General features: G+C 37.9%; 15 protein-coding genes and 2 pseudogenes. 8 read left to right on the top strand and 9 right to left on the bottom strand.

All coding sequences use genetic code 11. From position 1 onward, the window contains the following. Positions 1-685: 685 nt before the first annotated feature. From RI196_RS05825 to RI196_RS05815, 3 genes and pseudogenes are all read left to right on the top strand, one after another. Positions 686-1,018, top strand: a pseudogene (locus RI196_RS05825) (T7SS effector LXG polymorphic toxin); the annotation flags it as partial. Between the two features lie 12 nt (positions 1,019-1,030). Beyond that, positions 1,031-1,426 carry a CDI toxin immunity protein gene (locus tag RI196_RS05820; protein WP_063386457.1) on the top strand — a complete coding sequence of 132 codons (396 nt, stop codon included), beginning with the start codon at positions 1,031-1,033 and terminating at the stop codon, positions 1,424-1,426. Between the two features lie 345 nt (positions 1,427-1,771). Then, positions 1,772-2,164, top strand: coding sequence for an immunity 22 family protein (locus RI196_RS05815; RefSeq protein WP_311067328.1), 393 nt, complete (start codon positions 1,772-1,774; stop codon positions 2,162-2,164). A gap of 103 nt (positions 2,165-2,267) precedes the next feature. Here RI196_RS05815 and treR read toward each other — a convergent pair whose 3' ends face one another. The 4 genes from treR to RI196_RS05795 all read right to left on the bottom strand — a co-directional run bounded on the left by treR (position 2,268) and on the right by RI196_RS05795 (position 6,775). Next, positions 2,268-3,014: a trehalose operon repressor gene (treR, locus tag RI196_RS05810; protein WP_063386458.1), complete on the bottom strand. Its 747-nt coding sequence runs from the start codon at positions 3,012-3,014 to the stop codon at positions 2,268-2,270. A gap of 23 nt (positions 3,015-3,037) precedes the next feature. Then, positions 3,038-4,723 (bottom strand): alpha,alpha-phosphotrehalase, encoded by a 1,686-nt coding sequence (gene treC, locus RI196_RS05805; protein ID WP_063386459.1) that lies wholly within the window; start codon positions 4,721-4,723, stop codon positions 3,038-3,040. A 116-nt stretch (positions 4,724-4,839) separates the two neighbouring features. After that, positions 4,840-6,255 carry a PTS system trehalose-specific EIIBC component gene (gene treP, locus RI196_RS05800; RefSeq protein ID WP_063386460.1) on the bottom strand — a complete coding sequence of 472 codons (1,416 nt, stop codon included), beginning with the start codon at positions 6,253-6,255 and terminating at the stop codon, positions 4,840-4,842. 34 nt (positions 6,256-6,289) lie between these two features. Further along, positions 6,290-6,775 (bottom strand): PTS sugar transporter subunit IIA, encoded by a 486-nt coding sequence (locus RI196_RS05795; protein ID WP_063386461.1) that lies wholly within the window; start codon positions 6,773-6,775, stop codon positions 6,290-6,292. A 364-nt stretch (positions 6,776-7,139) separates the two neighbouring features. On the opposite strand from RI196_RS05795, the gene RI196_RS05790 reads away from it, so the two are divergent. The 4 genes from RI196_RS05790 (at position 7,140) to RI196_RS05775 (ending at position 9,542) form a co-directional block, all read left to right on the top strand. Then, positions 7,140-7,712 (top strand): hypothetical protein, encoded by a 573-nt coding sequence (locus tag RI196_RS05790; protein ID WP_063386462.1) that lies wholly within the window; start codon positions 7,140-7,142, stop codon positions 7,710-7,712. A 54-nt stretch (positions 7,713-7,766) separates the two neighbouring features. Continuing rightward, positions 7,767-8,882, top strand: coding sequence for an RNase A-like domain-containing protein (locus tag RI196_RS05785; protein WP_311067062.1), 1,116 nt, complete (start codon positions 7,767-7,769; stop codon positions 8,880-8,882). Positions 8,883-8,902: 20 nt separating this feature from the next. Then, positions 8,903-9,205, top strand: coding sequence for a contact-dependent growth inhibition system immunity protein (locus tag RI196_RS05780; RefSeq protein ID WP_063389303.1), 303 nt, complete (start codon positions 8,903-8,905; stop codon positions 9,203-9,205). 91 nt (positions 9,206-9,296) lie between these two features. Continuing rightward, complete coding sequence (locus RI196_RS05775; protein WP_063389304.1) at positions 9,297-9,542, top strand: YxzC family protein; 246 nt, start codon at positions 9,297-9,299, stop codon at positions 9,540-9,542. A gap of 320 nt (positions 9,543-9,862) precedes the next feature. Here RI196_RS05775 and tnpC read toward each other — a convergent pair whose 3' ends face one another. From tnpC to tnpA, 3 genes are all read right to left on the bottom strand, one after another. Continuing rightward, positions 9,863-11,440 (bottom strand): IS66 family transposase, encoded by a 1,578-nt coding sequence (tnpC, locus tag RI196_RS05770; RefSeq protein ID WP_094245431.1) that lies wholly within the window; start codon positions 11,438-11,440, stop codon positions 9,863-9,865. 61 nt (positions 11,441-11,501) lie between these two features. Further along, positions 11,502-11,858 carry an IS66 family insertion sequence element accessory protein TnpB gene (gene tnpB, locus RI196_RS05765; RefSeq protein WP_003352857.1) on the bottom strand — a complete coding sequence of 119 codons (357 nt, stop codon included), beginning with the start codon at positions 11,856-11,858 and terminating at the stop codon, positions 11,502-11,504. Next, a complete protein-coding gene (tnpA, locus tag RI196_RS05760) occupies positions 11,852-12,172 on the bottom strand; it encodes an IS66 family insertion sequence element accessory protein TnpA (protein WP_003352856.1) in 321 nt (106 codons plus the stop codon). Before tnpA ends, tnpB begins: the two co-directional genes overlap by 7 nt. 84 nt (positions 12,173-12,256) lie before the next feature. Between tnpA and RI196_RS05755 the strand changes: the two are divergent. Next, a pseudogene (locus RI196_RS05755) lies at positions 12,257-12,961 on the top strand (transposase); the annotation flags it as partial. 340 nt (positions 12,962-13,301) lie between these two features. Here the strand turns inward: RI196_RS05755 and RI196_RS05750 are convergent. Further along, positions 13,302-13,616 (bottom strand): hypothetical protein, encoded by a 315-nt coding sequence (locus tag RI196_RS05750; RefSeq protein ID WP_311067060.1) that lies wholly within the window; start codon positions 13,614-13,616, stop codon positions 13,302-13,304. Positions 13,617-14,559: 943 nt separating this feature from the next. Beyond that, complete coding sequence (locus RI196_RS18515) at positions 14,560-14,865, bottom strand: TIGR04104 family putative zinc finger protein (protein WP_375338785.1); 306 nt, start codon at positions 14,863-14,865, stop codon at positions 14,560-14,562. Positions 14,866-15,448: the final 583 nt, after the last annotated feature.

Here is a 15,448-nt window from a genome sequence, read left to right as displayed (position 1 = left end):
TTTGTTTCCACTACTCGATCGACTCTCAACTTTTGAACATGTAAATAGGTCAATGCCCTATATCTCAAGGATTTATGACTTTTCATCTCGTTGATTCCGACTGGTCTCAAACCAGCGACCTCCACCCTGTTAAGGTGTAGTAGTAGGATAAATCATAGTCTAATAGAATGCAAAAAATTTATTTTTATCTTAAACAAAAAATACGCCAACAAACATATTATAAAACCAAAAAATCGACGACAAGCTGCCGTCAAGATTACCTGCAAAACAGAATCATTTATCCCCCTTCAAATTTTAAGGGGGATTTTTATTTTAAGACAATATGATCAGTCTCTATTACCTAAATAAGAAAATAATCTAGAAACCTCTTGGTAGTTTTTTGCTAAAATTCCCTTTTTTCATTTCTATTTACTAAAAAATCCTTTATCTGTCTTATAATGAAACAAAAAGCTTTTCCACTTGATGGAAGCCATTTCGTTTCAATCGGAGGCATGTCATAACAAATCTGAAAAATGTGATCCCTGACCGGCAAATGGGATTCGCCATGGAAGGGGTTGGGGATGTTAAGGTTCCGGCGGAGAATACACATGCGGTGGAGAACAAGATTCAAGCTTGGTTAAGTAAGATGAATGGGATAAATGTAGGCGGAGGTAAAGCAGGCAATGATGGCGTTGAACTTAGCACTAAGGGTATTGGTAAAGGGGAACAAGTATTAGATAAAGTCTAGACATATGAACAGGCTAGAAATAAAGCACTAGACCTAGTTGGAAATTTAGGACCAAATTCAAAGCCATATATAGGAACTCTTAAGTCAAGTGCTGGATATGGTAAAGTAATTGGTAGGCAGTCTGCTGACGGAAAAGTAAGATGGAGATTAGACTATGACCCAAATAAGGGGACACATATAAACATTGAAGATTTTCGCAATGGTAAAGAGGCTAATGCTCGAAAAATCGTTATTCCATTCGAGGGTAACGAAAGCACCTTTAAATCTTTATTAAAACATTTAAATAGATAAGGGGGAATTTGAATGAGTTTATTTGATGAGTGTATTGAAGCACTAGGTGAGAATGTACACGTCTTATCTGATAGTGAGGGAGAGCAAGTACTAAGAGATTTTGAGAATTCTTTTCCATTTACTGAGTGGGGGCGTATTGAATGGGAGAAAGTGACTTATCATGCTAAAATGAATACAGTTGATGAGATCATCTCCTTTTTGAACCAAAACATTGATGAATACAGCAACGTTATATATGTTATTTGGGATGAAAGGACATTACCTATAATTCAATCTGAGTTAAATAAAGTATTTGAAGTTATAGATGATGTTACTGCTGTAAGTTTTGATACATGGATATTTTCACCATCTTCAGGATATGTTATTGAGATATTTCATGACGGTGAAGTAAGAATAGGATTGAAGTAAAATATCATTGAATTAACCCTCAAAAGGGGAATATAAATTCTCTTTTGAGGATTTTCTACTAGTGACGTAGTGCCGAACGAGCTGCTAGTGATACAATTTGTGCATGTAATCTATTCAAGTTCTATATGATAATTTTTAGAGTTATCTTGTACGCACAAAATGTATATAAAAAAGATGCCCTATTTTACAATTTTCATCAAATATAACCCGCTGAAAAATTATCAGTTACTACCGTTTTTTTCGCCAAAAACCTTACCCTTGTTTTTCCACCATTTTATAAAAATTTTTTCGCAACTTTTTCTTCGCTACCACCGATTACTATAGCGAGAGGATTACTCCACCTCGATTAGCTTCTGGCAAGAACCGCGTCATATCAAGATTTTTGAGGATGATTCCGACTGGTCTCAAACCAGCGACCACTATCCCTGTCAAGGTGGCGCTCTCACTAAAGAAGATGGAGATTTACTACCTTCCGAATTTGAAAAAGACTTTAACATTGATTACTACAATGAAGATTTTAGAAAAGTAGAATTCTATGATGAGCCATCGAATGATTGCCGTGTTCTACTTGAAGGCTTTTCTTATGATGAGGAGATAATTCCAAAATTTATAGAGTTTTGCGGTGATTGTTTAAATCAAGAAGCGAACTCAGTTCTTTTACTTTATAACTTTCAATATAATGGAAATATCAATGAAAAACATCAGTTTAGATTTCTAGGAGCCGTGCAATATAAGTAATTATAAACACCTTGAATGAGTGTTCGACACTCTTTCAAGGTTAGCTTGTCAACAAAATCTACAAGCTGAGTGGAGAAAAACAACTCGTTTTTCTCCACTGGCTTCATTTTAAGGACTTATCGGACATCCCCGGGTGATGAGTACGCCGCGCAAAATCAACAAACCGAAATTTATCGAGCCGATGTCTCGATTCGGTATACTGAAACAAGCTCGCATCTTCTAAGTAGACAAAATTTTTCACCACTACTACATGCTCGTAGCCGTTTAAATCCATATATTTTTGATCCTCAGCTGTCACTCGGTCGACAAACATTTCTTTTTTCGCAAAGCTAATGCGAAGCTTTAATTCATTTTCGATATATTCATAAATCGAATTTTCACAAATGCCGCGCGTCAATGTTGGAACGAATTTTTGGCAAAGAAAGTCCTTGTCTAAAATAATTTTCTCTTCTTCTATTTCCCTAGCACGAATCACTTTCCAAACTTTTTCCTTATTTTCGGTTTCCAATTGTCTTTTAATATATTCATCAGGCTCGATCAATTCCAGTTCATGTACGATCGTTCTTGCCGGCTTGTTCATTTTTTGCGCCAATTCTTTAAAGCTGACAAGTCCAGAGACAGGAAAATCATATTTTCCTACATCTAACACAATCGAACCTTTTCCTTTTATTTTTTGAATATAGCCATGCTCTGATAGAAGATTGAGCGCTTTGCGAATCGTCTCACGCGATGTTTGATACCGCTGGGACAATTCATTTTCAGAAGGCAGCTTTTCGTTCGGCTGAAAAATGCCTTTGCGAATATGAAGCAAAAGGTCGTTGTAAATCGCCATAAATTTATTTTCCTTCATAGTCATCACCGAATTGTATAGTATCATTTTGTTAAATGATACACAATCGCTTCATATGGACGCAACATGATTTCTTGTACATGTTCAGAAGAGTCATTATAGTTGGAAAGCAGGATACGGCTTGTATATCCGTTTATATCAAGCTCATTCGGCAAAACAAATTTTGTTTGGCCGCCAAAAAAGTTAGCCACTACTAGAAGCTTTTCACCATCTCCATTGCGCACATAAGCAAAAATTTGCGGATGATCCTCTAACAATAGCTGATAGTTTCCTGTTGTAATAATGTCATAGTTCTTTCGCAATTCAATCAAACGTTTGTAATGGTAAAAAATCGATGTTGGATCCTCTAATGCTTTTTTCACATTAATCTCTTTAAAATTCGGCGCGACATGAATCCAAGGAGTCCCAGTTGTGAATCCGGCATGCGGACTGTCGTCCCATTGCATAGGTGTCCGTGAATTATCGCGCGATTTACATTTTAAAATTTCAAGCACCTCTGCTTCTGTTTTTCCTTGCTCAAGCAAAATTTTATACATATTTAATGTTTCCACATCTCGGTATTCTTCAATTCGCTCAAACTTCGGGTTGGTCATGCCAATTTCTTCACCTTGGTAAATATATGGTGTTCCTTGCATCATATGAATAACTGTTGCCAGCATCTTCGCCGATTCTTTATGATATGCTCCATCATTGCCATAGCGCGACACAATTCTCGGCTGGTCATGGTTGCACCAGAAGAGCGCATTCCAGCCTCCGCCTTTATTCATCTCCACTTGCCAAGTAGATAAAATTCGTTTTAGAGCCAGAAAATCGAATGGAGCTGCCACCCATTTTTCACCATTTGGGTAGTCTACCTTTAAATGGTGGAAGTTAAACGTCATATTCAATTCGTTCCGTGCTGGATTAGTATATTGAATGCAATGGTCAATGGTGGTCGATGACATCTCACCGACTGTCATAATATCATATTTAGAAAATACTTCCCTATTCATTTCCTGCAAAAACTCATGGATGCGCGGACCGTCTGTATAAAATCGGCGGCCGTCACCCAATGGCAGGGATTCGTCATCATCGAGAAAACGTTGATCTTTCGAAATCAAATTAATGACATCTAAGCGAAAGCCATCAATTCCCTTTTGAAACCAAAAATGCATCATTTCATAAATCGTTTTGCGCAGCTCTTCATTTTCCCAATTTAAGTCGGCCTGAGTTACATCAAACAAGTGCAGATAATATTGTCCCGTTTGCTCATCATACTCCCAAGCCGATCCGCCAAATTTGGATTTCCAGTTTGTTGGGGCACTGCCGTCTGGTTTAGGATCCTTCCAAATATAAAAATGGCGGTAGCGGTTTTCTTTTGACGAACGCGCCTGCTGAAACCACTCATGATCGGTCGAGGTATGGTTTACGACCATGTCCATTATCACTTTGATACCGCGCCGATGGGCTTCAGCAAGCAAACGCTCGAAATCCTCCATTGTTCCATAATCTTGATGAATGCTAAAATAATCACTAATATCATAGCCGTTATCTCGCTGCGGCGAAGCATAAATAGGCGTCAGCCAAATGACGTCAATCCCTAATGTCTTTAAATAGTCTAATTTCTCGATAATCCCTTGCAAATCTCCTATTCCATTTCCCGTCGTGTCTTTAAAGCTTTTCGGATAAATTTGATAAACAACGGCTTTTTTCCACCATGGCTGCTTCAATGAATATCACCTCGTTTATAATTTTGAGACTATCGGGAAAAACGATACCATTGGCGGTCATTCACCAATGGTATGAATCTTTGATTATTCATTTTATTATTTAGAACACAGTTCTATTAATTATGATCTTTGCGAATTTTTCCTAACACAAATGTTAGAGCAAACGGCAGCACAATCGCGATCGCCATTCCAATGAAAAACGGCGCCCATTTTTGCTGAACGATTGATAAAAACCCAGGAAGACCGCCAACACCAATAGAAAATGCGATCACTTTATTGAGCGTAATGAACATTCCGCCAATTGCTGCTCCTATCATCGCAGAAATAAATGGATAACGGTAGCGTAAATTCACTCCAAACATGGCCGGTTCCGTGATACCCAAATAAGCTGAAACGGCAGATGTGAATGACAGCCCTTTCAGTTTTTCATCTTTTGCTAAAAACATCATGGCTAACGCCGCCGAACCTTGAGCGATATTAGAAAGAACGAGAATCGGCCATAAAAATGTTCCGCCAGTGTTGGTGATCAGCTGCAAATCAACCGGCAAGAACGTATGATGCATCCCCGTGACAACAAGAGGGGCATATATCGCTCCATATAGAAGCCCGCCAATTGCTGGAACATTATGAAACACTGAAACAAATACACTTGTAATCCCGTTGCCGATTGCAAATGTAATCGGTCCGATCGCAATAAACGCTAAAAAACCGGTAAATAGCAGCGAAAGCGGAGCGACTAACAGCAACTGAAACGCATCGGGAATTCGTTTACGCCAAAACAGCTCTGTTTTCGCCAGCACGTACGATGCCACTAACACAGGCAATACTTGACCCTGATATCCTACCTTTTGAACATCCAATCCGAACAAATTCCATACAGGAATGTTTCCTTCTTCTTTCGCTGCTCCCCAGCCCCATGCGTTTAACAAATCTGGGTGAACAAGCATTAAGCCTAGCACAATACCAAGCAATGGACTGCCGCCGAATTTCGTTACCGCTGACCAACCGATTAAACCTGGCAGAAAGACGAACGCCGTATTGGCAATTAAGTTAATAATGCTGGCAAGATCGGCCCACTCTTTATGCACTTCCACAAATGATTTGCCTTCATAAAAAATATTTTGGCCTGTCAGGATATTATTAATTCCCATCAACAAACCTGCTGTCACAATCGCCGGCAAAATCGGAATAAAAATATCAGCTAATGTTTTAATCGCACGCTGAAGCGGGTTTAGCTTCGCTTCCGCTGCATCTTTAATCTCTTGCTTTGTCGCGCGGTCAATCCCCGTCAACTCCACCATTTCGTTGTACACTTTATCGACAAGCCCTTGTCCAATCACGACTTGAAATTGACCGTTTGCCGAAAAGGAGCCTTTGACGAGATCAATGCTTTCCAAAGCCTCTTTATCTACTTTTCCCTCATCCTTTAATGCAAATCTTAACCGGGTAACACAATGTGTTGCCGCTACAATATTCTCTTTTCCTCCAACAGACTCAACAATCTTTTCAACTGATTGTTTGCTGATATTCATGATGATCCCCCCGTAATCGTTTACAAAACAAGTGTTATTTTGCTACGACAACCATAAATGAATCCGTTCCTGCCTGCACGCTTTCGAGCGACTTCTTTTCGAGTGATTGAACGGCATCCATATTGGTGATGACAATCGGTGTGATCGTGCTTGCTGCTTTTTCTTTGATCAATGCAAGATCGAATGTCAGTAAACTGTCGCCCGCCTTGACTTTGTCACCGACCTTCACATGTCCAACAAATCCTTCACCGTTCATCATAACGGTGTCTAAACCGATGTGGATCAATAGCTCCAGTCCCGTCTCAGAACGAATACCAATCGCATGCTTCGTATGGAAAAATTGAATAACTTCCCCATTGACCGGCGAAACGACAATTCCGTCTGCAGGATCAATAGCCACTCCATCCCCCATGAGCTTTTGGGAAAATGCTGGATCAGGAACTTGTTCGATCTCGACTATTTTTCCGGTTAAAGGGGCTAAGAGCGTTTCCTCTTTTTTTCGAAACCATTTTTTTAACATTGTGAACTCTCCTTTTAACCGCTTTCAAAACTTGTATATACAAGATGCTTTTATTTTAACCTGTATATACAAGTTCGTCAATAAAAAAGTTGCCCGTATACATCGTCACCACTGAAAAAGTACTTTATTTAATAAAAGAGTTCCTAATTTTGAACTTCCCCCTGTCAAGTTTACAGTGGAAATAATAAAAGTTGCTTTATACGGCTTTGGTTCTATATTCCATAAAGGGCATTTTTTATTCAAGACAATATAATCGGTCTCTATTACCTAAATAAGAAAATAATCTAGAAACCTCTTGGTAGTTTTTTCTTAAAATCTCCTTTTTTTATTTCTATTTACTAAAAATTCCTTTATATGTCTTATAATGAAACAAAAAGCTTTTCCACTTGATGGAAGCCATTTCGTTTCAATCGGAGACATGGATACAGTGAATGTCAACTATATACCTTCAGAATGGGAAAGGACCAAGAAAGGCATCGGCAACCTGATCGGCGCCGGTGCATGGGGAAAATGCATGATCGACAACTTAAAAGATATCAGCGATCTTTTGGAAGACGCCCAGTCAGACATCGCCAAATATGACAGCGACGGTGTCATCTCTTTTACCCATACCGATCGCAAAAGCCAATATCAAAGCTTATATGAGAATTTTCTTGTCATGCACCGCTTTAGCGGCCGCATCGGAGATATTGTCGACCGCACCATCGATGAGCCGTTTTATCAAGATATCGATGCTTTTGTCGAAGCGATGCGCGACTTATCGATATCAGAGATCAAGACGAAAAACCGCATCGGCGCAAAAGAAACAATCGTTGTTCCAGGAACTTATGGCTCACAGGAGACGATCGAAGTGCCGAAAGCCGAGGTCGGACTGGAAGATTTGTTCAGCGGCAGCAACTACTATGCCAGGCTGATGGAACGGGAATACGCCTCATGAAAAGAACTGAACCCCCGCCAGGACTTTTCGAAAAAAGAATATATACAGGCGACATTGAATTCCCATGCTTTTCAGTATGAATCGATCAAAGACGGACAGTTGAATAAAGAATTCTGGGGACAAATTACGGCGCTTGCCGTGATTGTCGGCGCTTCATTCATTTGTCCGCCGGCAGGGATGGCATTGGGTGTGGCTTATGGTACACTGGAATTAAGTTCGACCGTTTCCGGAAAAGACTGGATTTCAGGGAGGAAACTGGGAACAGGCGAAAGAGTATTCCGCGGTGCCCTCGTCCCATTGGATATCGTCCCTGGCGTCAACGCGCTTTCGAAATTCAGCAGCGCCGCCCGGTTCGCACCTCTTCTAGAAGCCATGGATCCCAAGCTATTTACAAGCTTGAAAGCTGGCTTGCACCAGAAATCACAACGTGCCTGCGACCTGGTTGTCCGTGCCGATCAAGACATAGTTGTCCGCATTCGAAATGCGAAAGCATGGGCGAAAGAAATGCCGCAGCATTTAAAAACCGGTGCAAAAAAAGGTGCGTTGCAAGTCGGCCGATTCGTAGACAACGCCGCAACAAACTTAAGACACCTCCTGCCAAGCCGGCAAATGGGATTGGCCATAGAAGGGGCTGGGAATGTTAAGGTTCCGGTGGAGAATAAGATTCAAGCTTGGTTAAGTAAGATGGATGGGATAAATGTAGGCGGAGGTAAAGCAGGCAACGATGGCATTGAACTTAGCACTAAGGGTAAAGGTAATGTTAATCCTAAAGACTTTAGCCCTCTTGCCCCCGGTGGAGGATTAGCAGCACATGAGGCAAGGGGTGGGCATTTGATTTCCAGACATGTTGGAAAGACTGATGCCGAGTTATTGCAGCGGTTAAAAGATAATCCTAAAATAACAGGAGCATCAACTTTTAAAGATAGAGCTACTGCTGAAAAAGTTGCTAGCGAAGTTTTAAACGATCCAAACAACAAAAAAATTATTCAAGCTTGGTTGAGTAATCCAAAAAGCAAATCAACTTTGGTTCTGCCTTATCAGGGTACAGAAATTATTGGACGTGGGGTACACAAAGGTTCTACGACAGTTGAACATATGTCGAATGCTAAGATAGTATTAAAGAAGGATGAAGCAGGGAATTTTATTTTAACTGGTTATCCAACCAAATAATGGAATGGAGGGAAAAATGCTTGTTAGTCAAAAATAATCCAGAAGATCCAGTTTTTCAGTTCTTGGCTGGGACTTTTCATCAAGATGCAGATTCACCTGAAGAGGCATTACAAGAATTGTTAACAGAGGAAAGTAAAGAATATCTTAAATCTGCTATCGTATTTTTAACAGAATTCATCAATAGTGAGTATTCGGATGATGAAAAGAATGAATACATTCAACACTGTGCAGACGGAGTATATTTTCCTGATCTTGAGCTAACTCCAATTCAATGGCTAAAAAGTGTAGTAGAACAATTAAAAGAAGCTGTAAAAGCAGAATAGAACTACAAATTCTTGAGTACCTTGATTGAGTAAAAACTCTTTCAAGGTTTTTTTTCTAGCAATGGGAATTATATTGGAAAGTGGTGAAAAAATGAAACAACCAACAAAAGAAGAAATAATTAATAAATTAAAAATGATTTTACAAGGAAAGCTAACACGAGAAGAAGTAGCAGATTGGGCTTCAAAATATGTAATACAGGATGAGCCAAATATATCAGATGAAACTGTTTGGGAACTTTTACAAATTGTTTCCGGAATTGATTTAAAAGATAGTCCAGATGAATATCTACATGTAGAACAAGACATTATAGATTGGATAAACAAGTATAGCAATTAAAAAGCGTTAAATAACCTTGATTGGTTACAAGGCTTTCAAGGTTTTTCTATTTTAAAGCTAACTCTACAACTGCCTTCATGGTTCGTGCCTCTCACCCTATAGAATGGATCCATGCCGGACGCACAAGAAAAATGCGATTCTTGTATTTCACAAAAACCGCGTCATACCAAGGTTTTTAATGATTATTCCGACTGGGCTCGAACCAGCGGCCTCTACCCTGTCAAAGTGATGCTCTCATTGCTGAGCTAAGGAATCTTCATAAAGCTTTGAAAGTAAGCGTAAAATAATCCCCACCTTTTAATGATAGGGATTAAATACTATTATTGTGATAAGTTATTAAAAACCCGACAATTCAAAGGAATTGTTTTGGACCAAGGAAGTAGTTGATCAAGCTCATCCATATTGCTTATATCCATATTGGGAAGCCTTTCAAATAAGTAGCGAAGATAATAAAATGGATTTAATTTATTCTCTTTTGCTGTCTCCACAATACTGTAAATGATTGAGCTGGCCTTAGCTCCTTTCGGAGTATTGCTAAAAATCCAGTTCTTCCTTCCGATCACAAATGGTTTAATGGATCGTTCACTTCGATTATTATCGATTTCTAAACGTCCATCCTCTAAAAATGCCACGAGTTTTTCCCATTGGTTGAGGCAGTATGTAATGGCTTGACCTAATAGACTCTTTGGTAAAACATTGCTTTTCTCTGTTTTTAGCCATGCTGAAAAAGCCTCCAACAATGGTTGGCTGTGTTTAAGTCGTTTTTTATATCGTTCTTCTGGTGTACATTCTTTCAAATCACGCTCGATGGCAAATAGCTGATTACAGAAATTGAGTCCTTCCCGAGCTGTGACTGCTGAATGACGTTTGGATTCAGGAAGTACGTTTAAAGCCTCATCGAACTTTCTGCGGGCATGAGCCCAACATCCAACTAATGTTACGCCGGATACCTTATGGTATCCTGCATATCCATCGACATGCAGGTATCCTTTAAACCCTTTTAGGAATTCTTTGGCATGTTCTCCTGCTCTAGTTTCCTGATAGTCATAAAGGACAAGTGGTGGATCCTCTCTTCCAGTCCGATAAAGCCACATGTAAGATTTCGATGTGCTTGACCTTCCAGGTTCATGTAAAACCTGAACAGTTGTTTCATCCGCATGTAGAATGTCTTTAGAGAGGAGATGCTCTTTCATTCGTTGATAAATTGGCGCAAGCCATTTTTCGGCACCATAAAGCATCCAATTGGCCATGGTTTGCCTGGATAAGATCACACCTAATCGTTTGAACTGTTGTTCTTGGCGATATAGAGGTAGCCCCTCTACATATTTTTGATTCATAATATATGCCATGCTTGACGGTGAAGCTAAACTTTTTGGATACACAGATTTTGGGGCAGGTGCTGTAACGATTGGTGTCTCTATTTCATTACGCTCACAATGACGGCATCCATAGACATATCGAACGTGTTTTAAAACTTTGACTTGAGCCGGAATAATCACTAATTCTTGTCGTACTTCTGTGCTCATTTCGTGTGTTTTTTCACCGCAACACGAACAGACCTGCTCTTCTTCGGGTAAACGATATTCAATCGTTTCCATAGGCAGGTTTTCAAACGTAGCTTGACGTTGACCACGTTTCTTTTTACGACGATATGTAATTGTTTCAACAGTTGGCTCTTCGGCTTTTACATTAGACTCTACCTCTGCTTCATTGAATAAAGGTAGTTCTAATTGATTAGGATTTGTTTTTTCGCTTGAAGAGCCAAATTTTCGTTTTTGACTAAGACGATACTGTTCTTCATACCATTGTAATTTCGCCGTCAATTCAACGATTTGCTGTTGAAGTTTTTCAATTAATTCAAATGGGTTTTGGTTAGGATTCTTTAAATTTTTCATCATGTAGTAATAATTCGACGGTTTTAGCTATTTTCCTCCAAGGTTTTTGTTAAAAGTAAAAAATTCATATAACTGTTCTAGCCTTTACTTCTGGGTGTGCTTTCTTTTGCTCCATTGCAAGACCATCCAATAACCAGCGTAATTGCCGATAACTAATTTGTATCGTTCCAGTGTCATTTTCATTTGGCCATTGAAATTTTCCTTTTTCCAATCGACGATAATAAAGCCAAAAACCATTATAGTCCCAGTGAAGAATTTTTAATTTATCTCGCTTTCGATTACAGAACACAAAATAGCTTGATGAAAAGGGATCTAAATCAAATCCCTCTTTCACCAAAGCAGCTAATCCATCAATGGATTTTCTCAAATCAGTACTTCCTTTTGCCAAGTAAACTCGTTCAGCTCTTGTACCAACTAACATGTTGATTTCAACGTCCTAACCACTTCTGAAAGAAAGGCCGGATCGAAACCAGGTTTTACTTCAATTGAAATCCCACTAATTTCAATCCGTAATGAATTTTCAACTGTTTGTGAATGATCTTCTAGGGTAACGGATGCCCATTTTGTAGACTTTCCTTGATTTTTTATTGGATTTTCAATTTTTCTTAACCAGTATTTAAACTGGTGAATACTCCATTGATTTTCCTTGCACCAGTTTACTTGAGTTTGACCGCTTTTACGATAGTCAGCGATTCGTTGTTCCCAAACCTTTCGTAATTCAGGATTCTTAGGCATAAAAAAACCCCCTTCAATTTCATCTTGAGGAGATTATCTCATGAAATTAGCACATCAAGAAGGTGTGCAAGATTTGACGCTTACTTATTTTTGAATGTCGTTCAATTATACCCTCATCCGGATCATGTGTTAGTTTGTTCAAAAACAGTGATTCGTAATCGTTTAAAAGCCAACACAAGAAAAAACTTATCATTGGCACGTGCTGAAGAAAAAGGGATCGCTTTAATCGAAGCAGCAAAAGAAGCGTATCCAGCAATTTCAAAAGATGATATTCGCTGTGAACAAGTGCGGGATTATGCCAAACGGATTGCAGACTTGAAGGAGAAAAGAGATCAACTTGTCCAAAAGATGGTTAAATTATCGAAAGATAAACAAGAGTATCAGATTTTAATTTCATTTCCAGGAATCGGAGAAACGACTGCAGTTCGTTTAATTGGAGAATTAGGAGATATTCGACGATTCAAAAACCATAAACAACTGAATGCTTACGTCGGTATTGATATTATGAGATATCAATCTGGGAATACCTTTTATAAAGACAAGATTAATAAAAGAGGAAATAACAAACTTAGAAAGATTCTATTTTACATGATCCAGACCATGATCCAACTACGGAAAAACACACAAAATCATATTGTAGATTATTATGATAAATTAAAAACGCAACCCCAGAGGAAACCTCATAAAGTTGCGTCCATAGCATGCGTGAATAAGTTCTTGAAATCGGCTTATCACCTTATCACACATAATCTGAAATACGATTACGAAAAGGCAACAATGCATCAGTAATCGTAAGTAAGATTATATCACAAAGACCTGACGAAAAAAATGGAAATCGTGAGGTCTATTTGTCATGCGAAAATTTATTTTGGAAGGAAGGGGTCCCCCTTCCTTCCAAAATAAAATCTATATTAACCAAATTATTTAATAAAAAATACTTGACTAGAGGTAAGAAACGGGGATAGTATTAATTGGATAATAATAGGAATGAATAAAGCTAAATAGAAAAAGGCGAAGAAGTTTGGACATTATTTTGAAGAAAACAGGGAGGCGAAAAGCTAATTTCAGACATCATTTTGTTTTTATCTAACGGTTTTGTCCAAAAAAAACACTTAATAGATCAGTGCGGTTAATATATGTTTAAAATATTTTTGACTCGCTTGATTTCTTTCTTATTTTCAAACAACTCTTCCACAAGAATTTTTTGACCGTTTGCTACATCAGTGAGCTGTTTGTCCATCTCCTCGATCTTTTGTTCAACTTGGTCGAGCCGCTCATTGATTTCGACCAATTGCTGCTTCGTTTGTTCAAACTGCTGATCGGTTTGTTCAAATCGTTGGTCAATTTGTTCAAACCGGTTATTCGTTTCTTCTGAATGGTTTTTTAGCTGCTCAGCCAGTTCTTTAATCGCTTGCAAAATCATTTCATTTGTAATTTCAGCCATCGGTATGCTCCTTTCTTCATTATAAATATAAATATTATTATACCATATTGCGGTCATTTCGATATCAATCGCATCAACTTTCATGTATTCACATGGTAATTGGAGTATGATGTTTAAAAACACTTTAAGCAATGTTTCGCTCAAATGGAGAAAGTTCGACACTCTCTACATTCGCAAGAGCGGTTATAGATACTTTTTGTTGATCTATTAAGAATCTATCACATTATTTCAGAATAATTTTCACTGATTTTTCCATTTTCGTTTTTTCGAATGATTGTCTTTTGTTGCGTTTCATAATTTAACAACGATGTTTCGCTTATTGATCATTTAATACGATCAAATGATTATTTGTAATCTTTAACCATACTTCTTTTTGCGCAAGTTCAGAAGATGTTGAGTAGAGATTTTTTCATAACTTTGCGTTTCTATCCCTTTTTTGCTCTTACTAATCGGTAGAGATCAAACGATACCCTCGATAACAGTCCGAATGTCTTTTCGTCTTCCTCAATAAAAATAGAAATTTTGGAAAAACCTCTTTCGTTTTTGAAAGGCATCGCTTAAATAGATCCAACCTACTTTCTCATTAATTTCGAAGGAGCAATTGAGAGATTGAATAGATTTCTGAACTGTTTTCGATCCTCAATTTCCTTATATTATTAGAAAATATTCATTCCTCTTTCATATATCTCTTTTGAACAAAAAAATTCTTCTCTCGTAATCGTAAACGACTGCTTCTCTCATTGACACTATAGTTATATGCGGGGATTTTTTTCAGGCGATACGGGGGTACCGATTCTGAGGTCCTTTTGATGAAAAATCGGGATTATTGAATTAAGATGAGAAGCTAAAAACTTTACACACTAATATTCTCCATAAAACTCCTCCCTATCATCAAGATTACGCAAAAACCCTTTTATCATCAGCTTTAACAATACGTCCTTTTTCACCAAAGGGGCTCCTCATGATCGACAAACGAATATAAAAATGGCAGCAATATCATACTCAAAACAGACAACAACAAAAATATCAACATAGTAAACTTGAATGGAAGCCCAAATACCTGTAATGCAAAAGATATGACCAATGGTACAAAAGTTACTATACCCATTTTTTGTCTTGATTTCATTGTTGGATACATTTTTGTTCCACACTTAGGGCACTTTATTTCTTGGCTAAATTTGAACGAAGCACGAAATATGTTTCTCCAACTAAATGGATAGTTACATTTACAACATTTTGGCAATCCCATTGAAACTACCCCTTTTTACTTTATTTTACCATATGATATATATTTCTCTATGATTGATAACAACAATCTTTTAGAGAATAGCTTTTATTTTACACTGATGTAACCTGTTACAAATCCGTGGGGTGTATCATGTTTTCTTGAGTGAAATGTTTGGATATTATGTGTGAAAATAAAGGCAGAAATTTCACTTATTGTCGGCATATAATAAATTATAAGTGTATGTATTATGATGAAAAAGAGGAATATTGCAAATAATCAAGAATGATCAATGCCGATCTTTAGGTAAAAAGAGTAATAATAGCATGAAAAAGATATTTTTTATGAGTCAAAAGGATTTGTTAAGACAGAAGACTTAACCAAAGAAGGGTTAAGCAAATATTATCGAAAGTTCGAACAAAATAATTAGGATCAAACGCGGACTTTACTGTTAAGCTGAATTTAAAAATAATGGGATCGATATGTTTCGCGTTGCAATGAATAAGTTCGGAACATGAAAAATATGATAAAGTAGAGTAAATATTTATGGATAAAATCAATTAACCTCCTTCTTTTTGAACATTTTTAAGAAGGAGGTCTCAAAGCA

The organism is Aeribacillus composti (assembly GCF_031760945.1).
Classification (GTDB): Bacteria; Bacillota; Bacilli; order Bacillales; family Aeribacillaceae; genus Aeribacillus; species Aeribacillus composti.
Note: the sequence above shows the minus strand (reverse complement) of the source record. Positions and strands in the feature narration are given on the sequence as shown.

What these genes read in the sequence shown, in the direction of transcription:
- tnpC (WP_094245431.1), bottom strand. Translation starts at nt 11,440, where the DNA reads ATGATGAAAAATTTAAAGAATCCTAACCAAAACCCATTTGAATTAATT.
- tnpB (WP_003352857.1), bottom strand. Translation starts at nt 11,858, where the DNA reads ATGTTAGTTGGTACAAGAGCTGAACGAGTTTACTTGGCAAAAGGAAGT.
- RI196_RS05750 (WP_311067060.1), bottom strand. Translation starts at nt 13,616, where the DNA reads ATGGCTGAAATTACAAATGAAATGATTTTGCAAGCGATTAAAGAACTG.
- RI196_RS05820 (WP_063386457.1), top strand. Translation starts at nt 1,031, where the DNA reads ATGAGTTTATTTGATGAGTGTATTGAAGCACTAGGTGAGAATGTACAC.
- tnpA (WP_003352856.1), bottom strand. Translation starts at nt 12,172, where the DNA reads ATGCCTAAGAATCCTGAATTACGAAAGGTTTGGGAACAACGAATCGCT.
- RI196_RS05775 (WP_063389304.1), top strand. Translation starts at nt 9,297, where the DNA reads ATGAAACAACCAACAAAAGAAGAAATAATTAATAAATTAAAAATGATT.
- treR (WP_063386458.1), bottom strand. Translation starts at nt 3,014, where the DNA reads ATGAAGGAAAATAAATTTATGGCGATTTACAACGACCTTTTGCTTCAT.
- RI196_RS18515 (WP_375338785.1), bottom strand. Translation starts at nt 14,865, where the DNA reads ATGGGATTGCCAAAATGTTGTAAATGTAACTATCCATTTAGTTGGAGA.
- RI196_RS05790 (WP_063386462.1), top strand. Translation starts at nt 7,140, where the DNA reads ATGAAACAAAAAGCTTTTCCACTTGATGGAAGCCATTTCGTTTCAATC.
- RI196_RS05795 (WP_063386461.1), bottom strand. Translation starts at nt 6,775, where the DNA reads ATGTTAAAAAAATGGTTTCGAAAAAAAGAGGAAACGCTCTTAGCCCCT.
- treP (WP_063386460.1), bottom strand. Translation starts at nt 6,255, where the DNA reads ATGAATATCAGCAAACAATCAGTTGAAAAGATTGTTGAGTCTGTTGGA.